The organism is Polaromonas sp. UC242_47 (assembly GCF_044452385.1).
GTDB lineage: Bacteria > Pseudomonadota > Gammaproteobacteria > Burkholderiales > Burkholderiaceae_C > Polaromonas.
Genome location: NZ_JBIOAO010000001.1, coordinates 2,645,470 through 2,665,011, shown reverse-complemented (window position 1 = coordinate 2,665,011; position 19,542 = coordinate 2,645,470). Strand labels below are relative to the sequence as shown.

The window sequence follows — 19,542 nt, the reverse complement described above, 5'->3', positions numbered from 1 at the left end:
AGATAGACCGCAAACCTGCGAAACAATGTGGCTGAGTTCGCATGCCTGTATCCCCTTTGTTTTTGTAACTGCTTGGTTTATATCAGTATCTTCCAGGCTGGCAACGGGCACTCGCCACAACAAGCCCACATATGCCGCAAAGGCGCCAGGGCCTCAAGCGAGCCGCCTATAGTCAAGATAGCGCTTCTGATTTTTCCTAGCTCGGGAACTTATCCCCGCCCAAACTCACGAACCAGCGGACAATTCGTACATCGATCAAAAAGGAACGTGATGTTTTTAAAGTATTTCGAAGCGGCACCGCGCCGTGTGCTGGCGCTGGTGGCTGTGGCCTGTGTGGCCATGCTGGCTTTTGGTTTGTATTTGCAGCATGTGGTGGGCCTGGAGCCTTGCCCCATGTGTATCGTGCAGCGTTATGCCTTGATCGTGGTGGCCGTGGTTTCTGGCCTGACGGCTTTCGCCTATAAAAAGGGCTTGCTCATCACAGGTTCTTTCGTGACGCTGCTGGTGGCTGGTTTTGGTGCTTTTGTCGCCGCGCGCCAGAGTTTTCTGCAGTGGTACCCGCCTGAAATCTCCTCTTGTGGCCGTGACTTCTACGGCATGATCGAAACCTTTCCGCTCAAACGCGCGATTCCCATGATCTTCAAGGGCAGCGGCGACTGCACGAAGATCGACTGGACTTTCCTGGGGGGCTCGATTGCCAACTGGTCTTTTGTCTGTTTTGTGGCGATCGGGCTGGTCATGCTGACGCTGATGCTGCAGCAGGCGCGCAAGCGCTAAAGCGGACCGCTTCAGCGATACTGCCGGGCGAACCGGCTTATGGGCCATCGCCCGTGCCATGCCGGGCATAAAAACCAATAACACCGCATGACCTACCTGCTTGTCCTCACCGTTGGCCTGATCGCGGGCACCATCAGCGGCATTGTTGGTTTCGGCTCCAGCATCATGTTGATGCCGGTGCTGGTGATTGCCTTTGGCCCGCGCGAGGCGGTGCCCATCATGGCGATTGCGGCCATCATGGCCAATGTCTCGCGGGTGGCGGTCTGGTGGCGCGAGGTGGACTGGCGCGTGGTGGGCGCTTATGCGTTGACCGGTATTCCCGCCGCCGCCCTGGGCGCCCGCACCTTGCTGGTGTTGCCGCCGCGTATCGTGGAGGCGGTGCTGGCGGTGTTTTTTATCGCCATGATTCCGCTGCGCCGCTGGCTGGCCGCGCGCAACTTCAGGCTCAAGCTCTGGCACTTTGCGGTGGTGGGCGCAGTGATTGGTTTTTTGACCGGCATCGTGGTGTCCACCGGGCCGGTCAATGCACCGTTTTTCCTGGCGTATGGGCTGGTGAAGGGTGCTTTTCTGGCGACGGAGGCGATGGCCTCGCTGGTCGTATATGTCAGCAAAAGCCTGGTTTTTCGCAGTTACGGCGCCTTGCCGCTGGCGGCGATTGCCCAGGGCCTGATCATCGGTTGTTCGCTGACAGCGGGCTCTTTTATCGCCAAACGTTTTGTGCTCAGCCTGGACCCTGAAAAATTCCGCCTGCTGATGGATGTCTTGCTGCTGGCCTCGGGCCTGAGCATGCTCTGGACGGCCTTGCGGTAAGACCGGCCTGCGCCGCTGACAGGGGTATTCGCCCCCGGCTTGAATCTGGTCATATACTGTATAAAAATACAGTTATCTGATTCAAGCTGCACCCCATGTTTTCCCCGACTTTTGCCCGCCGCGCCTTGCCGGACTTTGTCCACACCCAGGTGTGGCGCGCCGGCGAGCTGGGCAGCGCCAGCCTGCAGGTACTCCTCACGGGTTATGCCGCGCTGAACATCGTTTTGCCCGGCGGCGGCTGGCCGCAAGGCGCGCTGGTCGAAGTGCTTCAGCCGCAGGCGGGCCAACATGAATGGGGTTTGATCGCGCCGGCCCTGGCCGCCCTCCAGGCGCAGGCGCCGGCGAAATGGCTGGTGCTGGTGGGTGCGCCTTACCTGCCTTTTGGCCCGGCGCTGGGCGCGCGCGAGCTCAATATGCAGCGCCTGTTGGGGGTGCAGGGCAGGGATGCACCGACCCTGCTCTGGGCCACACGCGAGGCTTTGCAATGCGCTGACGTGGCCGCCGTGCTGGCCTGGTTGCCGGATGCACGCAGCGCCCATTTGCGCCGGCTGCAGATTGCGGCACATACACATCACAAGCTGCTGTTTGCTTTCCGCACGCCGCAGGCACAGCACGAGTCTTCACCCGCGCCGCTGCGCCTGCTGCTGGAAGGCACAGTCAACGAGACCGGCAATCTGCGGGTCCATGTGCTCAAACGCCGTGGCCCGCCGCTGGCCGCGCCGGTATTGCTGGACACGCGGCCGGCCCGGCTATCGGCGCTGCTGGCCGCCAGCCGCGAGCGCACGCGCCGCCAGCGCGAAGAGTTGGCGCCCGTGTGGCTGCCGTCGTTTTCTTCAACCTCATTGCAAAGTCCCGCCCATGCGCCGCTGGATCGCATTGCACACCTCGATCACCATTGAGCCTGCGCAAGTGACTCAGCCGGTGTGGGACGCCGCCGCCGTGCAGCAGGCGGTGGCCAGCATCGCGCTGGGCTGGACACCGCGTGTGGCACTGGTCGACGAAGCCGTGCTGCTGGACGTGACCGGCAGCCTGCGCCTGTTTGGCGGCCTGGCGCGGCTGGGTCAGTTGCTGGAACAGCGTTTGCTCGATTTTTTTGAGTCAAATCAGGCTCTGGCTCTTGTACATCGTGCGCAAGGTGCTACTTCTTTGATAGCTTTGGGGCGGCTGCGCCAGAACATCAGCCAGGCCACCCCAAGCCGGCGACGTGTGGCCGACCTGCCCATGCACACACTCACGGCAGCACGTCCGCACCTGGGCGTGCTCGAACGTATTGGCTGCCGCACCTGGGACGACTTGTTGCGCCTGCCGCGCGACGGCGTGGCCAGGCGCTTTGGCGCCGAGCTGCTAGCCGCGCTGGACCGCGCCCGCGGCAGTGTGCCCGACGACTATGCCTGGCAGGTCTTGCCCGAACAGTTTGAAGACAAGCTCGAACTGAATGCCCTCGTCAGCCATGGGCCGGCGCTGATGGCGGGTGTCGAGCGCCTGCTCGTCAAGCTGCAGGCCTGGCTGCTGGGCCGGCAAAGTGGTCTCAGTGCGCTCAGGCTGACCTGGCACCTGGACAAGCGCCGCAACGTGGCGCCCACAGTCGCGCTGGAGATTCGCACCGCCCAACCGGCGCAGGACTTGCGCCATGTGGCACGCCTGATCGCCGAACACCTGGCACAGCAAAAGCTGCCGGCGCCTGTGCATTCCCTGAGTTTGCAGTCGCTGGTGACCGAGCGCCTGGCCGATGCGGCGGCCGCCACCGGCAGCCTGCTGGCGCAGGAGCGCAAGCAGGGCGATAGCGCGGTCGAACTGATCGAGCGGCTGAGCGCGCGCCTGGGCGAGGCGCAGGTCTTGACCTGGCAAGCCGCCGCCGATCACCGGCCCGAGCAGATGCAGCGCTGGGTGCCGGCCCAAGGCGCTATTATTTCCATAGCTGCTTGCGCCCGTCCCATCAGGGCTGGAGGCCCGAAAGACTTAAGAAAAGCGGAAACCCCCAAAACCGAGGCCTTGTACCCAAGCTGGCTCTTGCCCGAACCACTTCGGCTGCAGACGCTGCGCGACAGCCCGGTGTACCAAGGCCCGCTGGTGCGCCTGGCCGGGCCGCAGCGGTTGGAAGCCAGCGGCTGGCTGATGACCGGTGATGTGGAAGGCGCCCGTGGCAAGCCGCCGGCCATGCGCGACTACTTCATCTACCGCAGCCAGCAGGGCAGCCTGTTGTGGATTTACCGCGAACGCCTGGCCATGGGCGCGCCCGAGGCGGCGCAGCGGCGTGCCTGGTACCTGCACGGTTTTTTTGCCTGAGCATCATGCGGACTGGACCACTTCCCGATTACGCCGAGTTGCACGCGCTCAGCAATTTCAGCTTTCAGCGCGGTGCCTCCCATGCTCAGGAACTGGCCGAGCGGGCTTTCAGTCTGGGCTACCAGGCGCTGGCCATCACCGATGAATGTTCGGTCGCCGGCGTGGTGCGGGCGCATGTCGCGGCCAAAGCGTTGGGCCTGAAGCTGCTGCCGGGGGCTGAATTTTTAGTGCAAGCCGAGCTTGCTTTCCGCATCGTCGTGTTGCCGCACAACGCATCCGGCTGGGGCAATCTGTGCGAGTTCATCACCGCCGCCAGGCAGGCCGGCGACGGTCTTGCAAAAGGCAGCTACCGGGTCGCCCTGGGCGAGAGTGACTTTGCGCTGCTGGCCGACTGCGAGGTCTTGCTTGTGCCCTTGCCGGATGCTATTAATACAGAAGCGCTTTGCGCTCATGCCGTCTGGGCTACAGGCCTTTTTGGCTTGAATGCCTGGCTGGCCGTGGAGCTGCTGCAAGGCCTGGACGACGCGTTGCGCCTGCAGCAACTGCAAGACGTCGCCGGCCGCACCGGCCTACGCCTGGTGGCAGCGGGCAACGTGCTGATGCATGTGCGCTCACGCAAGCCGCTGCACGATGTGATGACCGCCATAGGGCTGGGCAAAACCGTGCACGAATGCGGCTTTGCCTTGCAGGCCAATGCCGAGGCGCACCTGCGCCCGCGCATGCGACTGGCCGAGATTTACCCGGCGGCGCTGCTGCGCGCCACGCTGGTGGTGGCGGCGCGCTGCCGCTTCAGTCTGGACGAGATTCGCGAGCTCTACCGTTATCCGCGCGAAGACATGGTGCCGGCGGCTGAAACGCCGGCGCGCTGGCTGCGGCGGCTGACCTGGCAGGGCGCTCACGGGCGTTATCCGCAGCACCTTCCCCGAAAAATCAGGAAGCAACTGGGCAAGGAGCTGGATTTGATCTCGGAGTTGGGCTACGAGATGTACTTCATCACCGTGCATGACATCGTGCGTTTTGCCCGGGGGCAGCAGATTCTTTGCCAGGGCCGTGGCTCGGCGGCCAATTCCGCCGTGTGTTTTTGCCTGGGCGTCACCGCCGTCAATCCGGTGGAAAGCGACTTGCTGTTTGAGCGTTTCATCAGCCGCGAGCGCCGCGAGCCGCCAGATATCGACGTGGACTTCGAGCATGAGCGGCGTGAGGAGGTGATCCAGTACATCTACCAAAAATACGGCCACGACCGCGCGGCCCTGGCCGCCACCGTGATCCGCTACCAGCCGCGCAGCGCGATTCGCGATGTCGGCAAAGCGCTGGGCGTGGCGCCCGATTTGATAGAACGTTTCGCCAAAGAACATGTCTGGTTTGACGGCCGCGAAGCGCTGGCGGCAAAAATAGCCGAAGCCGGTCTGGGCGCAGACAGCGGCCCGGTTTTGCAATGGCTGGACCTGGCGGGGCAGTTGATAGGTTTTCCGCGCCATTTAAGCCAGCATGTCGGCGGTTTTGTGCTGACGCAGGGCAAACTCACGCGGCTGGTGCCGGTGCAGCCGGCGGCCATGGAAGCGCGCCGCATCATCCAGTGGGAAAAACGCGATCTGGAAGCGATGGGTCTGCTCAAGGTGGATGTGCTGGCGCTGGGCATGTTGTCGGCGATTCGCCGCTGCCTGGCGCTGGTGAACCAGACACGCGGCAGCCAGCTTGAGATGCACACGATTCCCCTGAAGGACGAAGCAACCTACGACATGATCTGTGCGGCCGACACCGTGGGCGTTTTCCAGATCGAAAGCCGGGCGCAGATGTCCATGTTGCCGCGCCTGAAGCCGCGCAATTATTACGACCTGGTGGTGGAGGTCGCCATCGTGCGGCCTGGCCCCATCCAGGGCGGCATGGTTCACCCCTACCTCAAGAACCGCGAGATCAAACGCCTGGGCGGGGAATTCAAACCCGAGTACCCGGCGCTCAATTCAGCGCTGGAGCGCACCCTGGGCATTCCCATCTTCCAGGAGCAGGTGATGCAAATCGCCATGATCGCCGCCGACTTCACGCCGGGCGAGGCCGACGATTTACGCCGCTCCATGGCGGCCTGGAAACGCGAGGGCGGGGTGGGGCGTTTTCATGGCCGGCTGGTCAATGCCATGGTCAAAAATGGCTACAGCGACGAGTTTTCGGAACGCATCTTCAAGCAGATCCTGGGCTTTGGCGACTACGGTTTCCCCGAAAGCCATGCCGCCAGTTTTGCCAAGCTGGTGTATGTGAGCAGCTGGCTCAAGCGTCATGAACCGGCCTGTTTCCTGGCGGCTTTGCTCAACTCCCAGCCCATGGGTTTTTATTCACCTTCGCAACTGGTGCAGGACGCACGCAAACATGAGGTCGAGGTGCGGGCCGTTGATGTGATGTGCAGTGAATGGGATTGCACACTGGAACCCGTCAAAGAAGCGGCCCAGTCTGCGGTGCGCCTAGGCTTGCGCCTGGTCACAGGCCTGCGTGAAGCGGCGGCACTGCGGCTGGTGGCGGCACGTGCCCAGGCGGCTTTCACCTCCACCGAAGACCTGGTGTCGCGTGCGCAATTAAACACGCAGGAAACCAACGCCCTGGCCGCCGCCGATGCGTTATTGCCACTGGCCGGCCACAGGCGCCAGCAGGTCTGGGAAGCCGCGGCCATCCAGCCCGCGCCGGCGCTGCTCAAGGCCGTGCCCACGTACGAAACCGCGCTGGTCTTGCCGGACACGCCCGAAGGCGAAAACATTCTGTTCGATTACAAAGCAACCGGCCTGACCTTGCGGCGCCATCCACTGGCCCTGCTCAGGCCGCGCCTGGCCCAAAAGGGGCTGCTTACCGCGGCCGAGTTGAATGCACGCCCCGATGGCGAAGCGCTTGCGGCCTGCGGCATCGTCACCGTGCGCCAGCAGCCGCAAACCGCCAAAGGCACGATCTTCATCACCCTCGAAGACGAAACCGGCCCGGTCAATGTGATTGTCTGGAAGTCGCTGCGCGAGCAGCAGCGCGCCGAAGTGCTGCATGCGCGCCTGCTGGCGGTGTACGGCGTCTGGCAACGCAGCGAGGAAAGCGGCACGGCCCCCGGTTACGGCGCGGTGCGCAACCTGGTGGCGCAGCGGCTGGAAGACCTGACGCCGCTGCTGGGCCGACTGGGCACCTCGAGCCGGGACTTTCATTAGCCTGACCCGAGGCATTGCCTCACGTCACTATACTCAGCGACTGATGCAGGACCATGCCCGGGAATGCCGACCAGCAATCCGCCGGGAGTTCCGTGATGGCCTTTGAGAAAAAACCGAAAACCTCCCCCTTGACCGCGCCCAATCCTTTGGCGAACCAACTGCTGGCCGCGCTGCCGGAAGCCGAGTTGCAACGCTGGCTGCCCCAGCTGGAGTGGGTGGACCTGCCGCTGGGCCATGTGCTCTATGAGTCGGGCAGCACGCTCAAACATGTGTATTTCCCGATCACGGCCATTGTTTCCCTGCTGTATGTGATGGAGAACGGCGCCTCGGCTGAAATTGCCGTGGTCGGCAACGAAGGCCTGGTCGGTGTGTCCCTCTTCATGGGCGGCGGCTCCACCCCCAGCCGCGCGGTGGTGCAAAGTGCCGGTGAAGGCTTTCGCCTGAAAGCGGCCGTGATGAAAGAAGAGTTCGACCGGGCCGGCCCGGTGTTGCAACTGCTGCTGCGTTACACCCAGGCGCTGATCACACAAATGGCGCAAACCGCCGTCTGCAACCGCCACCACTCGCTGGACCAGCAGTTATGCCGCTGGCTGCTGCTCAGCCTGGACCGTTTGAACAGCCATGAACTGGTGATGACGCAGGAGTTGATCGCCAACATGCTGGGCGTGCGCCGCGAGGGGGTGAACGAAGCCGCGCTCAAGTTGCAAAATGCCGGGCTGATTCGTTATGCCCGTGGCCACATCTCGGTGCTGGACCGGCCTGGCCTGGAGACGCGGACCTGCGAGTGTTACGCGGTGGTCAAAAAGGAATACGACAGGCTGCTGCCGGGCAAGACCGCGAGCTGATCAAACCGCGTCCAGCTGGATTGCGTGTTCCAGCAGTTTGCTGTAGTTTTCCAGCTTTTTGTACAGCAGCCGCACTTCCAGCATGTTGTGGATACGCGTTTTGACTTCCACCAGGTCAAACGGTTTGCTGATGAAGTCCTTGGCGCCGGCCTGCAGGGCCCGCAACTTGTGCCCGGGCTCTGCCGTCAGCACGATGACGGGCAGGTAACGATCGGTGGTGTTTTCTTTCAACGCTTCCATCACCTGGAAGCCGTCCATGAGGGGCATTTTCAGGTCCAGCAAGATCAGGTCGTAAGGATTCGCCGTGTGTAAGGCGCAGACCTCCTGCGGATGCATGGTGGAACTGACCTGGGTGTAGCCGGTTTCACTGAGCAGTTGCTCCAGCAACTGCACATTGACGATCTGGTCGTCCACCACCAGGATGCGGGCGTTGAGAATGGCAAACTCTTCAATCATGTGATTTTTCCTCTTTCGCCTGGCTGGCGGCGCTGCGGGTGGATGCCGCAAACTTCAGTGCCGCATCCAGCGTGTCCATGAATTCGTTGATCTTGATGGGTTTGGTGAGGTAGCGGAAAAAGCCGGCTTCCAAGCCTTTTTCGATGTCGCGCGGCATGGCATTGGCGCTGAGCGCCACCACCGGAATATGTGCGGTCAGCGGGTCGTCGGACAAAATTTTCAGCGCCCGGATGCCGCTGATGCCGGGCAGGTTGATGTCCATCAGGATGAAATCCGGCAGCGACGCTTTGGCAATGGCGATGCCGCTGGTGCCGTCCCGCGCGGACAGCAGGCGCAGGTCAGGGCGTCTGGCCATCAGGTCTTCCACCAGCATGAGGTTGGCCGGGTTGTCTTCGACGTAAAGCACGGTGTGGGCTTGCGCCAGCGCCGGCGCCTTGGACGCGGGTGCCAGGGCCACGAGTTCCACGGCATGCTGGCGCTCGACCGTGGTGTTCATTTCAATCCAGAACATGCTGCCCTGGCCGACCACACTTTCCACGCCGATCACGCCGCCCATCAGCTCGACCAGGCGTTTGGTCATGACCAGGCCAATGCCTGTGCCCTGTTCGGCGCTGGCCGCTTGGCCCAGGCGATTGAAGGGCTGGAACAGCTGGTCGATTTTCTCGGGGCCCAGGCCTTCACCGGTGTCTTCCACGCAGATGCGTATGCGCTGCTGAGCGATGGCCAGACATTTAAGGGCCACCGAGCCGTGTTCGGTGTTGTATTTGATGGCGTTGGAGAGCAGGTTGATCAAGACCTGCTTAAGCCGGGTGCGGTCGGCCATGACGAAACAGGGCTGCTCGAAGCGGGGGAAGCTCACCTTGATGCCGCGTTTTTCGGCCTGCGATTCGATCATGGTTTCGCATTCGCGCATGACCTCGGCGAGCGAAACCGGCTCCAGCGACAGCGACAACTTGCCGGACTCGATCAGGGCCAGGTCCAGGATTTCATTGATCAGGTCCAGCAAATACCAGCCGGCCTGAAGAATCTGGTCCACGCTGCGTTTCTGCGAGGGCGTGGGTTGCGGCGTGCCGGATTCAATCAGTTGCGCAAAACCGAGGATGGCGCTGAGCGGGGTGCGCAACTCATGGCTCATGCTGGACAAAAAATCCGACTTGGCGAGGTTGGCTTTTTCGGCCACCGCCATGGCGTCTTTCAAGGCGACTTCGACCTGTTTGCGCACCGAGTTGTCGGTGCCTATCAGCAGGTAACCGATGATGGTGCCGTAATCATCACGCAGCGCGGTGATGGAAATGATGCACGGAAAACGGCTGCCGTCCTTGCGGATGTAAGTCAGTTCGTAGATGTCTTCAATGCCGCGCGAGGCCTTGAAGGCCAGGGCTTCAAAACCCGGCGTGATCGTGGTGGCCAGTTCCAGGCTCAAGGCCTGAGCCCGGGCCATCACTTCCTGCGGGTCGTGGATGTCGCTGGGGTTGATCTTGTTGACGACTTCGGCGGCCAGGTAACCCAGCATGCGTTCGGCGCCCACATTGAACAGCTGGATGATGCCTTTTTCGTCGGTCGCAATGATGGAGAAGTTTTCGCTGGTCAGGATCGCGGTCTGCAGGGCCCCGGTTTTGAGCAGTGCTTCCTGGCGTTTGACTTCGATGCCGTTGGCCCTGGCGATGTCGTCGAGAACGCTAGGGTGGGGGATTTGGGGCATGGCCGCATTCTTTGGAAAGTGAGGCGATCGTGGGCGCGCGGTTCTGGCCGGACGGTCGCGGGAAGCCGTGGTCGGGCCAGGCCGGAAACCACGTCTTCAGAAAAGACTGTTGATGCTTACAGTTATTGGCCCCGTGGTCTGTGCGTTACAACACATAAGCCCTCACGCGGGAGATTGGCTGACACGGGCATGGTCCCGCCTGGCCTGAGCCAACAGCATGCAGACCTCGTCGTCGCTGCATTGCGGAAATTCCCGGTAATAACGGCCCACGGCGCGAAACGGTTCGGGCGTGGCGCAACAAATCACCGCGTCGGCCTGCCCGCCCAGGGCCGCGCAGCTGTCCGCCGCGCCCACCGGCACCGCCGCGGCCAGATGCCGGGGCTGCTGCTGGCGGATGGCCAGCAGTGCGGCTTGCATCGTGGCGCCCGTGGCCAGCCCGTCATCCACCACGATGAGGATGCGGTCCTGCAAAGGCTCGGCGGGGCGCTGCTGGCGGTAAAACAACTCGCGCCGTGCCAGCTCGGCCTGTTCGCGACTGACCACGGCCTGGACCAGATCGGGCGGAACCGCGCCTTCGGTCAGCGGGTTCATCACACACACGCCGCCGCTGGCGATAGCGCCCATGGCGTATTCCTCCTGGCCGGGAAAGCCGAGTTTGCGCACCACAAAAATGTCCAGCGGCGCCTGCAGTACCCGCGCCACCTCGCAGGCCACAGCCACACCGCCACGCGGCAAGGCCAGCACCAGCAAGCCGGGCTGGCCGCGGTAATGGCCCAACAGGCGGGCCAGTTCCTGGCCGGCCTGTTGCCGGTCCCGAAACGGGAGGTGAGGGCGGGTGTTGGGCATGGTGTAGCGCCTTGGTCTGCCATGTTTCACCCTGCGGTGCGTGTTGTCTGTCAGACCGGGGCGATTTATCTGTAGGACAGCTTGTCAGCCCAGAGATTAGGCATGAAAAGTGGCCTCAGCCCATCATGGCCGGGCGCAAGCAGCTATTAAAATAGGAGCGATCGGGCCGCTTCTTGAATATTCCCCGAGAGGGCTCCATATCTTTGTTTCCAGGCCGTCCCACACCGGGGCGCCCCATCACCTGCAAGGCTGTTTACCCATGACCACGACCACCCGCCCCACCATGAAAATCGATTTTGTCTCCGACGTTTCCTGTCCCTGGTGCGTGATTGGCCTGAAGTCGCTGGAAGACGCCATCGCCCGGGTCGGCGACCAGGTCCAGGCCGAGCTGCATTTCCAGCCTTTCGAGCTGAATCCCAACATGCCGGCCGAAGGCCAGGACATCGGTGAACACCTGGCCGAAAAATACGGTGCCAGCCCCGAACAGTCGCAAAGCAACCGCGAAATGATCCGTGCACGCGGCGAGGCCGTGGGTTTTACCTTCAGCATGGACAAACGCGGCCGCATCTACAACACCTTTGACGCACACCGCTTGCTGCATTGGGCCGAGGAAGAAGGCCGCCAGCTGGCACTCAAGGAAGCCTTGTTCAAGGCTTATTTCACCGACGGTGAAAACCCGGGCTCACACGAGGTGCTGGCCCGTGTGGCCGGCGAGGTCGGGCTGGATGTGGCCCGCGCCAAGGCCATCCTGGCATCTAGCGAATATGCCGATGTGGTGCGCGAGCGCGAGCAGTTTTATCAGCGGCAAGGCATCCACTCGGTGCCGGCCATCATCATCAATAACAAACACCTGATTTCGGGTGGGCAGCCGGCCGAGGTCTTTGAGCAAGCGTTGCGCCAGATCGCGGCGGCCGGCTAAGCCTTCGCGCCCTGGTGATTCGCTGGTCGCCACCGACGTTTCGTCCCAGGCCTGCATTTTCTACGATGCCGGGGGGCGCTTGGTTGACACCCACATCGACGAGCTCTCCGCGGCTTCGCGGGCCAGCATGCTGGAGGCCTTGCGCACGCGCACGGACCACCCAGCCAGGAACTGAATGGCCTGGGACTCGGGCGCTTGTCAAAAGACCGCTTCGATCAGGCGTCTGTGCTTATTTTGGCGTGGCGACGTAGCGATCCAGCGCGCGTTTGGTCACGGCAACATCTTGCCGCCGGCCTTGCGCGTTGACCACGGTGACAATGAGGTCGTGGGCATTGAAAACCCGGCGCCGCATGCCATCGATCCGGGAGTCGGGTCCGAAGCCCGCGATATTTCTGGCGATGGCCTGTGCGGCATTGCGCAGTTCTGCGTTGTTCAGCATGTCAATGGTGCTCGTATGAAGGTCAATGGGGACACACGAATGCCGCCTGGCCGGACGGCGCCTGTTGATTTGCGGTTCGACGGTTCTGAAACGGGGAATGCGAGCCTTTCAAGTCAAGACGTCGATGCGCAAACTCAACCGGGTCACGTTTTTGGCAGGCCACCAGGCGTCTGCGTTGAACGTCACCTTGACTGTTTATCGGCAGATGGCGAGAAAAGTTGAGGCCGGCGCGGGCAAGCGCCTCGCCGGAATCGACGTGAACCCACACCATGCTGGCCGGAGCAAAGCCGACCAGAGAGGGCGCACGTTCAGGGGTGCAGGTTTTTCACCAGCACCTGGCTCTTGCGGTTCACGTTGTATTTACGCTTGCGTGCATCCGGCAGCCATTCCGGGTCGACCGGCACAAAACCGCGTTTGATGAACCAGTGCATGGTGCGTGTGGTCAGCACAAAAATGCTTTGCAGGCCCATGGCCTTGGCGCGCTGTTCGATGCGTTTCAGAATGCGTTCACCGTCGCCTCCGCTCTGGCTTTGCGGTGACACCGTCAGCGCCGCCATTTCGGCGGTTTTGGCTTCGGGGTAGGGATAGAGCGCGGCGCAGCCGAAGATGACGCCGTCATGTTCAATCACGGTGTAGAGGCTGGCGTCGCGTTCGATCTCGGTGCGGTCGCGTTTGACCAGGGTGCCGTCTTTTTCAAACGGTTCGATCAGCTGCAAAATGCCGCCCACGTCGTCGGCCGTGGCTTCGCGCAGGCTTTCCAGCTTTTCGTCGATGACCATGGTGCCTATGCCGTCGTGCACATAAATCTCCAGCAGCAAGGAGCCGTCCACCGCAAAGGGCAGGATGTGGCTGCGCTCGACGCCGGACTTGCAGGCCTGGACGCAGTGCTGCAGGTAAAACGCGGTGTCGGTCGGCTGGGTGGCGTTGGGCAATTGCGCCAGCAGTTTTTCGGCGGCGGCCAGCGGCAGCTCGGTGTCTATGGGGTTGTCTTCGCTCTCGGGCTGGTCGGGGTTGATGCGCACACCGGGAATTTCCGTCAAAAAGATCAGCTTGTCGGCCTGCAGCTCAATCGCCACGCGGGTGGCGACTTCTTCCATGGTCAGGTTGAAGGCCTCGCCGGTCGGCGAAAAACCAAAAGGCGACAGCAGCACCATGGCGCCGAAGTCCAGCGTGCGCAAGATGCCTGCGGTGTCGACCTTGCGCACCATGCCCGAATGTTTGAAATCCACGCCGTCCACAATGCCCACCGGCCGCGCGGTGATGAAGTTGCCGGAGATGACACGCACGGTGGAGCCGGCCATGGGGGTGTTGGGCAGGCCCTGGCTAAAGGCGGCTTCGATCTCGTAACGCAACTGGCCGGCGGCTTCCTGCGCGCAGTCCAGCGCCACCGAATCGGTGATCCGCATGCCGTGGGAATATTTGGCTTCGTGGCCCTTGGCTGCCAGTTGTTCGTTGACCTGCGGCCGAAAACCGTGCACCAGCACAATTTTCACGCCCATGCTCTGGATCAGCGCCAGGTCTTGCGCCAGGTGCTGCAGCTTGCCGGCCGCGATGGCTTCGCCGGCAATACCAACCACAAAGGTTTTTCCGCGGTGCAGATGGATGTACGGCGCGACCGAGCGAAACCAGGGAACAAAGGTGAAATTGAAGACGGCAGACATGGGGCGCGCTTTCGGGTTGCAGCAAGGGTGTGGGAGGGCAGTGGCAGAGAGTGTAAAGGACAGCGCCGCATCAGCGGGCCTGGCGGTTTTGCCCGGCTGGCATTGGATAATGCGCTCACACATGGACAAACTGGCCTACGGCTTTTGGGGATGTTATTTCGGCACGACGGCCTTGATGCTGGCGGGTTCGGCGCTGGCGTTTGCCCGTTCCTTGCACCGCGTTTCGCTCAACGCCGCCTTGTCGGCCGGGGCGTCCGGCTTTTTTGTGTTGGCCTTTCTGGGCGGGCTGCCCATTGCCGACCCGGCCGCGCAGGCGCGTTTTCTGGCGCATCTGGCCCTGGGGGTGTCGGCCCTTCTCGCCTACCTGCTGTTTTCCATTCTGGGGTTGCTGGGGCGCCGCCAGACCCGGCGGCGCAGCATGCTGGCGCTGACCTTGCTGGCCCTGGGCGGCATGGCGCTGGGCTGGCTGCTGCCCCCAGTGCCGTCGCTGGCGCTGAGCCTGGGCCTGGCTTGCGTGCTGGCCGTGGTGGGTTTGGGCACGGCACTGCGCAGTGTCTACCGAGGCGACAGGCTGGCCTGGACGGCGGTGGCGGGCGTGTTTTTCATGCTGGTGGCGATCGCCGGCCTGGGCTGGATTGCGCTGGCTGGTGGGCCCGTTCCCTGGCCTGTGCATGCGCTCAGCGCACTGGCCGGGACGGCCTACCTCGTCAGCATGGCGTCGGCCTTGTGGGTGCGTTATGCCTACCTGATCGAGTTGAACGAAATCATGGCGCACGGCCCCGGCCACGACCCGGTGACCCGCATGCGTTCGCACACGGAAACCGGGCAGATGATGGGCGACGCCTTCAGGCGCCAGCAGGACGAGCCGTCCGTGATGGGCGTGCTGGTGCTGACCCTGGGCAATTTGTACGCCTTGGAAAAGCTGCATGGTGTGGCGGCGGTCAACCATGCCTTGTTTGTGTGTGCCGGCCGTTTGCGCAGCATGGCGCCGACCCATGTCGAGATGGGGCGTTTTTCCGGGGACGGTTTTTTGCTGCTGATGCGGCATTGCGGCGACAGCGGCCAACTGATTCGCCTGGCGCACCGGCTGGTGGCGCAGCTGTCGAAGTCGGTGATTTTGAACACCAGCCTGGATTCGGGCCGCCGCGAAAACGCGCAAACCCGCTGGCGCGCCGACATCGGCATTGGGGTCTTGCTGGCGTCAGGGCCTGGCGCCAAAGCCTCGGACGCGCTGGCCACGGCCCGCGCCATGTCACGCACCGCCATGAGTTATGCCAGCCGGGTGGCCTGGTTTGACCCGGCCAGCAGCGAAGCCGTCGAATTGACGGCGCCGCCAGCATCCCGATCCAGGTGATCCACGGCTTTTAAGGCTGCGGCGCGAGAGTTGCTGCGCAGCCCCGATAATGGAAGGTTTTGAAACCTCCTTGTCGTGTCCTCGCCCCCTTTGTCCACCTCCTTGCGCATCGAATTCCCTGAGTCCTTGCCCGTTTCGGGCAAACGTGAGGAAATCACGGCCGCCATGCTGGCGCACCAGGTCGTCATCGTCTGCGGCGAAACCGGCTCGGGCAAAACCACGCAACTGCCCAAAATCGCCCTGGCCATGGGGCGCGGCAAGCTCAACTACCCGGCGGGCCAGCCGGCCAAACTGATTGGCCACACCCAGCCGCGCCGGATTGCCGCCTCCAGCGTCGCCAAACGGATTGCCGAAGAGCTGAAAACCCCGCTGGGTGAGGTGGTGGGTTACAAGGTGCGTTTCCAGGACAGGCTGAGCCGCGACGCCTCGGTCAAGCTGATGACCGACGGCATCTTGCTGGCCGAGACGCAGACCGATCCGCTGCTGCGGGCTTACGACACCATCATCATTGACGAGGCGCACGAGCGCAGCCTGAACATCGATTTCTTGCTGGGGTATCTGCGCCAGTTGCTGCCGCGCCGGCCTGACCTCAAGGTGGTCATCACCTCGGCGACGATTGATGCACAGCGTTTTGCAGACTACTTCGCTTCAAGCAAGGGGCCGGCACCCGTCATCATGGTCTCGGGCCGCATGTTCCCGGTCGAGCAGCGTTACCGGCCCTTCGAGGAGTCGCGCGACTACGACCTGAATGACGCAATTGCCGACGGTGTGGACGAGTTGTGGCGCAACCCGCACAGCGCCGGCGACATCCTGGTGTTTTTGCCGGGCGAGCGCGAAATCCGTGAGGCCGCTGACCACCTGCGCAAACACCTGGCGCACCAGCCGCTGTTTCGCAATGCCGAGGTCTTGCCGCTGTTTGCGCGCCTGTCCCAGGCCGAGCAGGACCGCATTTTTGACGGCCACACCGGCCGGCGCATCGTGCTGGCGACCAACGTGGCCGAGACCTCGCTGACGGTGCCTGGCATCCGTTATGTGATTGATGCCGGCACGGCGCGAGTGAAGCGTTACAGCTTTCGCAACAAGGTCGAGCAGTTGATGGTGGAGCCGATCTCGCAGGCGGCCGCCAACCAGCGCGCCGGGCGTTGCGGCCGCGTCGCCGACGGTATTTGCATACGCCTGTACGACGAGCAGGACTTCCTGGGCCGGCAACGGTTCACCGATCCCGAAATTTTGCGCAGCTCGCTGGCGGCGGTGATTTTGCGCATGAAGTCGCTGCACCTGGGCACCATCGAAAGTTTTGCGTTTATCGAGCCGCCCCAGGGCCGCGCGATTGCCGACGGCTACCAGTTGCTGGCCGAGCTGGGCGCGGTAGACGACGACAACGAACTCACGGCGGTGGGCCGTTCCCTGGCCAAGCTGCCGCTGGACCCACGGGTCGGCCGCATGATTCTGGAGGCCAAGGACAGGCAGGCGCTGGACGAGGTGCTGGTGATTGCCAGCGCGCTCAGCGTGCAGGACGTGCGCGACCGGCCCATGGACAAACAGGCGCAAGCCGACCAGGCGCATGCCAAGTTTGACGATGAAAAAAGCGAATTTTCAGGTTACCTGAAACTCTGGAAGTGGTTGGGTGATGCGCGTGGCGGCCACGATGCCGTGCACAAGCTGACGAATCGCCAGTACGAAAACCTGCTGCGCGAAAACTACGTCAACATCCGCCGCGTGCGGGAGTGGCGCGACATCCACTCGCAGCTACACAGCGTGGTCGGCGAGCAGGGCTGGCACCTGAACGACAGACCCGCGAGCTACGAACAATTGCACCTGTCCATGCTCTGCGGCCTGCTCGGCAACCTCGGCATCAAAAACGAGGAAGAAGACTTCTACCTGGGCGCGCGCGGCATCAAGTTTTACCGGCACCCGGGCGCCAAACTCAGCAAAAAACCGGGACGCTGGATTGTGGCCGCCGAGCTGGTGGAAACCACACGCCTGTTCGGCCGCGGCATTGCCAACATCGAGCCGCAGTGGGTCGAGCAGGTGGCCGGCCATCTGTTGAAAAAGCAGTTGCTGGACCCGCACTGGGAGAAAAAAGCCGCACAGGTCACCGCGCTGGAGCGCGCCACCTTGTACGGCCTGGTGATTTATAACGGCCGGCGCGTCAACTTCGGCCGTGTCGATCCGGTGACGGCACGCGAGATTTTTATCCGCGAAGCGCTGGTGGCCGGCAACTGGGACACCAAGCTGCCGTTTCTGGCCACCAACCTGAAGCTGATCGAGCAGGTGCAAGACCTGGAGCACAAGGCGCGGCGCCAGGACGTGTTGGTGGATGAAGAGCTGATTTACGCTTTTTACGACCAGCAGCTGCCGGCCGACATCTGCACCGGCGCCGGCTGTGAGCACTGGTACAAGGACGAGGTCAAAAAGCAGCCCAAGCTGCTGCTCTTGAGCCGTGAAGAGCTGATGCGCCATGAGGCTGCCGGCATCACGACGCAGGCCTTTCCCAAAACCCTGAGGCTGGGCGGCGTGGACTGCCTGGCGACTTATCTGCACGAACCGGGCGATGCCAAGGACGGCGTGACCGTGGATGTGCCGCTGTTTGCGCTGAACCAGGTCAATGAAGAACGTTGCGAGTGGCTGGTGCCCGGCATGCTCAAGGACAAGGTCCAGGCCTTGATCAAAACCCTGCACCAGCGGCCGCGCTCGCGTCTGGTGCCGCTGCCGGAGACGGCGGCGCGTATGACGGCGGAGCTGCTGCAACCCGAGAAGTTTGGCGCCGGCTCCCTGACCGACGCCGTGCTCAAGCTGGTGCGCGACGCCACCTCGTTGGACATCAAACGCGGCGACATGAAGCTGGAGATGTTGCCGCCGCATCTGTTCATGAACTTCCGCGTGGTGGACGAACATGGCCGGCAACTGGGTGCGGGCCGCAACCTGGGTGCGCTCAAGGGCGAGCTGGGATCACAAGCCCGCGGCGCTTTCCAGGCGCTGGCCGGGCTGAAAACACGCGCAGCGCCTGAGAACACTGAGAACAGCCAAAGTTCAGAGACAAATCGACCTTCAGACCAGAAGGGACGGGCGCAAGCAGCTCCTGAAAACATAGCTGGCCAGCCCAAGGCCACGCCCGCCAGAATACCGGAGCGTTACACCAGCTGGTGTTTTGGCGAGTTGCCCGAGCTGATGGAAATCAGCAAAGGCAAACAGACGCTGATCGGTTTCCCGGCGTTGATGGACCTGGGCGATGCGGTGACCATCGAAGTTTTCGACGAACCCGAGGTGGCCGCGGCCAAACACCGCGCCGGCTTGCGCCGCCTGTTTTCGCTGCAAATCAAGGACGCGTTGAAGTACCTGGAAAAGAATCTGCCCGACCTGCAAAAAATGGCCACGGCCTACATGCTGGTCGGCCGCGCCGCCGACAACTCGGGCGGCGGCACCTTGGAAGAATTGCGAGAGCAGATTATTGAAGTGGCGCTGGACCGCGCCTTCCTGCTGGAGCCGCTGCCGACCAACGAAGCCGATTTCAAAAAACGCGTGGACGACGGACGCGGGCGGCTGACCCTGATCGCCAGCGAAGTCGCGCGTCTGGCGGCCAGCATTCTGGTCGAGTTTGCGGCGGCCCAGCGCAAGATCAAGGACACGAAAAATGCCACCGAAGCCGCGGCCGATGCGGCGCAACAGTTGCAGCGTCTGGTGCCCAAACGTTTCCTGACGGCCACGCCTTATGCGCAGTTGCAGCACTTCCCGCGTTACCTCAAGGCCATCACCCTGCGCCTGGAAAAGTGGCGCGCCGACCCGGCGCGCGACGCCGCCCGCCTGGCCGAGTTGCGCCCGCAGGAGCAGCGTTACTGGCGCCTGGTGGCCGAACGCAAGGGCGCGACCGATGCGCGGCTGCAGGAGCTGCGCTGGCTGATCGAAGAGTTGCGGGTGAGCTTTTTTGCGCAGGAGTTGCGCACGCCGCAGCCCGTGAGTATCAAGCGCCTGGAAAAGGCCTGGGCGCAGATCAACAGCTGAGTGTGGGGCGTCGCTTGTTTGGTTACGCGCCAAGAAAAGAGGACTCAGGCCTTCGGGCCGAGTCCTTTTTTATTTGGGGCTGACCGGCGCTGGCTTGTTTATAAGCGACCCATCAGCAGCAGCACGATGAGGATGATGACAATCAGCCCCAGACCTCCACTGGGCCCGTAGCCCCAGGAACGGCTATGACCCCAGGTGGGCAGTGCGCCGACCAGGAACAGGATCAGTACGATGAGAAGAATCATTGAAATTGACATGGAGAACTCCTTTTT

15 protein-coding genes are annotated in these 19,542 nt (G+C 62.7%); 9 read left to right on the top strand and 6 right to left on the bottom strand.

The genetic code is table 11. The features are described from left to right. The first annotated feature begins 270 nt into the window (after positions 1–270). The 6 genes from ACHMXK_RS12930 to ACHMXK_RS12905 all read left to right on the top strand — a co-directional run bounded on the left by ACHMXK_RS12930 (position 271) and on the right by ACHMXK_RS12905 (position 7,891). A complete protein-coding gene (locus ACHMXK_RS12930; RefSeq protein ID WP_397440921.1) occupies positions 271–777 on the top strand; it encodes a disulfide bond formation protein B in 507 nt (168 codons plus the stop codon). 87 nt (positions 778–864) lie between these two features. Further along, positions 865–1,587: a sulfite exporter TauE/SafE family protein gene (locus tag ACHMXK_RS12925; RefSeq protein WP_397440919.1), complete on the top strand. Its 723-nt coding sequence runs from the start codon at positions 865–867 to the stop codon at positions 1,585–1,587. A 95-nt stretch (positions 1,588–1,682) separates the two neighbouring features. After that, the gene (gene imuA, locus ACHMXK_RS12920) at positions 1,683–2,486 is read left to right on the top strand and encodes a translesion DNA synthesis-associated protein ImuA (RefSeq protein ID WP_397440917.1); all 804 of its coding nucleotides are present in this window, start codon (positions 1,683–1,685) and stop codon (positions 2,484–2,486) included. Then, positions 2,446–3,873 carry a Y-family DNA polymerase gene (locus tag ACHMXK_RS12915; RefSeq protein WP_397440915.1) on the top strand — a complete coding sequence of 476 codons (1,428 nt, stop codon included), beginning with the start codon at positions 2,446–2,448 and terminating at the stop codon, positions 3,871–3,873. The genes imuA and ACHMXK_RS12915 overlap by 41 nt, the downstream gene beginning before the upstream one ends. A gap of 5 nt (positions 3,874–3,878) precedes the next feature. Next, positions 3,879–7,046, top strand: a complete 3,168-nt coding sequence (locus ACHMXK_RS12910) for an error-prone DNA polymerase (protein ID WP_397440913.1) — start codon at positions 3,879–3,881, stop codon at positions 7,044–7,046. 95 nt (positions 7,047–7,141) lie between these two features. Then, on the top strand, positions 7,142–7,891 hold the full coding sequence (locus tag ACHMXK_RS12905) for a Crp/Fnr family transcriptional regulator (protein ID WP_397440911.1): 750 nt from the start codon (positions 7,142–7,144) through the stop codon (positions 7,889–7,891). Here ACHMXK_RS12905 and ACHMXK_RS12900 read toward each other — a convergent pair whose 3' ends face one another. The 3 genes from ACHMXK_RS12900 to ACHMXK_RS12890 all read right to left on the bottom strand — a co-directional run bounded on the left by ACHMXK_RS12900 (position 7,892) and on the right by ACHMXK_RS12890 (position 10,895). Then, complete coding sequence (locus ACHMXK_RS12900) at positions 7,892–8,347, bottom strand: response regulator (RefSeq protein ID WP_397440909.1); 456 nt, start codon at positions 8,345–8,347, stop codon at positions 7,892–7,894. Beyond that, positions 8,340–10,049, bottom strand: coding sequence for an ATP-binding protein (locus ACHMXK_RS12895; RefSeq protein WP_397440907.1), 1,710 nt, complete (start codon positions 10,047–10,049; stop codon positions 8,340–8,342). The genes ACHMXK_RS12900 and ACHMXK_RS12895 overlap by 8 nt, the downstream gene beginning before the upstream one ends. A 162-nt stretch (positions 10,050–10,211) precedes the next feature. Continuing rightward, positions 10,212–10,895, bottom strand: coding sequence for a phosphoribosyltransferase (locus tag ACHMXK_RS12890; protein WP_397440905.1), 684 nt, complete (start codon positions 10,893–10,895; stop codon positions 10,212–10,214). A 259-nt stretch (positions 10,896–11,154) separates the two neighbouring features. On the opposite strand from ACHMXK_RS12890, the gene ACHMXK_RS12885 reads away from it, so the two are divergent. Further along, positions 11,155–11,814: a DsbA family oxidoreductase gene (locus ACHMXK_RS12885; RefSeq protein WP_397440903.1), complete on the top strand. Its 660-nt coding sequence runs from the start codon at positions 11,155–11,157 to the stop codon at positions 11,812–11,814. 229 nt (positions 11,815–12,043) lie between these two features. Here ACHMXK_RS12885 and ACHMXK_RS12880 read toward each other — a convergent pair whose 3' ends face one another. Beyond that, complete coding sequence (locus ACHMXK_RS12880; RefSeq protein WP_397440901.1) at positions 12,044–12,253, bottom strand: hypothetical protein; 210 nt, start codon at positions 12,251–12,253, stop codon at positions 12,044–12,046. A 308-nt stretch (positions 12,254–12,561) separates the two neighbouring features. Then, positions 12,562–13,914 carry an amino-acid N-acetyltransferase gene (argA, locus tag ACHMXK_RS12875; protein WP_397440899.1) on the bottom strand — a complete coding sequence of 451 codons (1,353 nt, stop codon included), beginning with the start codon at positions 13,912–13,914 and terminating at the stop codon, positions 12,562–12,564. Positions 13,915–14,035: 121 nt separating this feature from the next. Between argA and ACHMXK_RS12870 the strand changes: the two genes are divergently transcribed. Both ACHMXK_RS12870 and hrpA read left to right on the top strand, forming a co-directional pair. Then, positions 14,036–15,268 (top strand): diguanylate cyclase domain-containing protein, encoded by a 1,233-nt coding sequence (locus tag ACHMXK_RS12870; RefSeq protein WP_397440897.1) that lies wholly within the window; start codon positions 14,036–14,038, stop codon positions 15,266–15,268. Between the two features lie 165 nt (positions 15,269–15,433). After that, positions 15,434–19,270, top strand: coding sequence for an ATP-dependent RNA helicase HrpA (gene hrpA, locus ACHMXK_RS12865; protein ID WP_397442520.1), 3,837 nt, complete (start codon positions 15,434–15,436; stop codon positions 19,268–19,270). Between the two features lie 98 nt (positions 19,271–19,368). On the opposite strand, the gene ACHMXK_RS12860 is transcribed toward hrpA, so the two are convergent. After that, positions 19,369–19,527, bottom strand: coding sequence for a DUF3309 family protein (locus tag ACHMXK_RS12860; RefSeq protein ID WP_397440896.1), 159 nt, complete (start codon positions 19,525–19,527; stop codon positions 19,369–19,371). Positions 19,528–19,542: the final 15 nt, after the last annotated feature.

Excerpts from the sequence above, each read along its gene's own strand:
- ACHMXK_RS12860 (WP_397440896.1), bottom strand. The coding sequence starts at position 19,527 with ATGTCAATTTCAATGATTCTTCTCATCGTACTGATCCTGTTCCTGGTC.
- ACHMXK_RS12895 (WP_397440907.1), bottom strand. The coding sequence starts at position 10,049 with ATGCCCCAAATCCCCCACCCTAGCGTTCTCGACGACATCGCCAGGGCC.
- ACHMXK_RS12900 (WP_397440909.1), bottom strand. The coding sequence starts at position 8,347 with ATGATTGAAGAGTTTGCCATTCTCAACGCCCGCATCCTGGTGGTGGAC.
- imuA (WP_397440917.1), top strand. The coding sequence starts at position 1,683 with ATGTTTTCCCCGACTTTTGCCCGCCGCGCCTTGCCGGACTTTGTCCAC.
- ACHMXK_RS12905 (WP_397440911.1), top strand. The coding sequence starts at position 7,142 with ATGGCCTTTGAGAAAAAACCGAAAACCTCCCCCTTGACCGCGCCCAAT.
- ACHMXK_RS12890 (WP_397440905.1), bottom strand. The coding sequence starts at position 10,895 with ATGCCCAACACCCGCCCTCACCTCCCGTTTCGGGACCGGCAACAGGCC.
- ACHMXK_RS12915 (WP_397440915.1), top strand. The coding sequence starts at position 2,446 with ATGCGCCGCTGGATCGCATTGCACACCTCGATCACCATTGAGCCTGCG.
- ACHMXK_RS12910 (WP_397440913.1), top strand. The coding sequence starts at position 3,879 with ATGCGGACTGGACCACTTCCCGATTACGCCGAGTTGCACGCGCTCAGC.
- ACHMXK_RS12870 (WP_397440897.1), top strand. The coding sequence starts at position 14,036 with ATGGACAAACTGGCCTACGGCTTTTGGGGATGTTATTTCGGCACGACG.
- ACHMXK_RS12925 (WP_397440919.1), top strand. The coding sequence starts at position 865 with ATGACCTACCTGCTTGTCCTCACCGTTGGCCTGATCGCGGGCACCATC.
- argA (WP_397440899.1), bottom strand. The coding sequence starts at position 13,914 with ATGTCTGCCGTCTTCAATTTCACCTTTGTTCCCTGGTTTCGCTCGGTC.
- ACHMXK_RS12880 (WP_397440901.1), bottom strand. The coding sequence starts at position 12,253 with ATGCTGAACAACGCAGAACTGCGCAATGCCGCACAGGCCATCGCCAGA.
- ACHMXK_RS12885 (WP_397440903.1), top strand. The coding sequence starts at position 11,155 with ATGACCACGACCACCCGCCCCACCATGAAAATCGATTTTGTCTCCGAC.
- ACHMXK_RS12930 (WP_397440921.1), top strand. The coding sequence starts at position 271 with ATGTTTTTAAAGTATTTCGAAGCGGCACCGCGCCGTGTGCTGGCGCTG.
- hrpA (WP_397442520.1), top strand. The coding sequence starts at position 15,434 with ATGCTGGCGCACCAGGTCGTCATCGTCTGCGGCGAAACCGGCTCGGGC.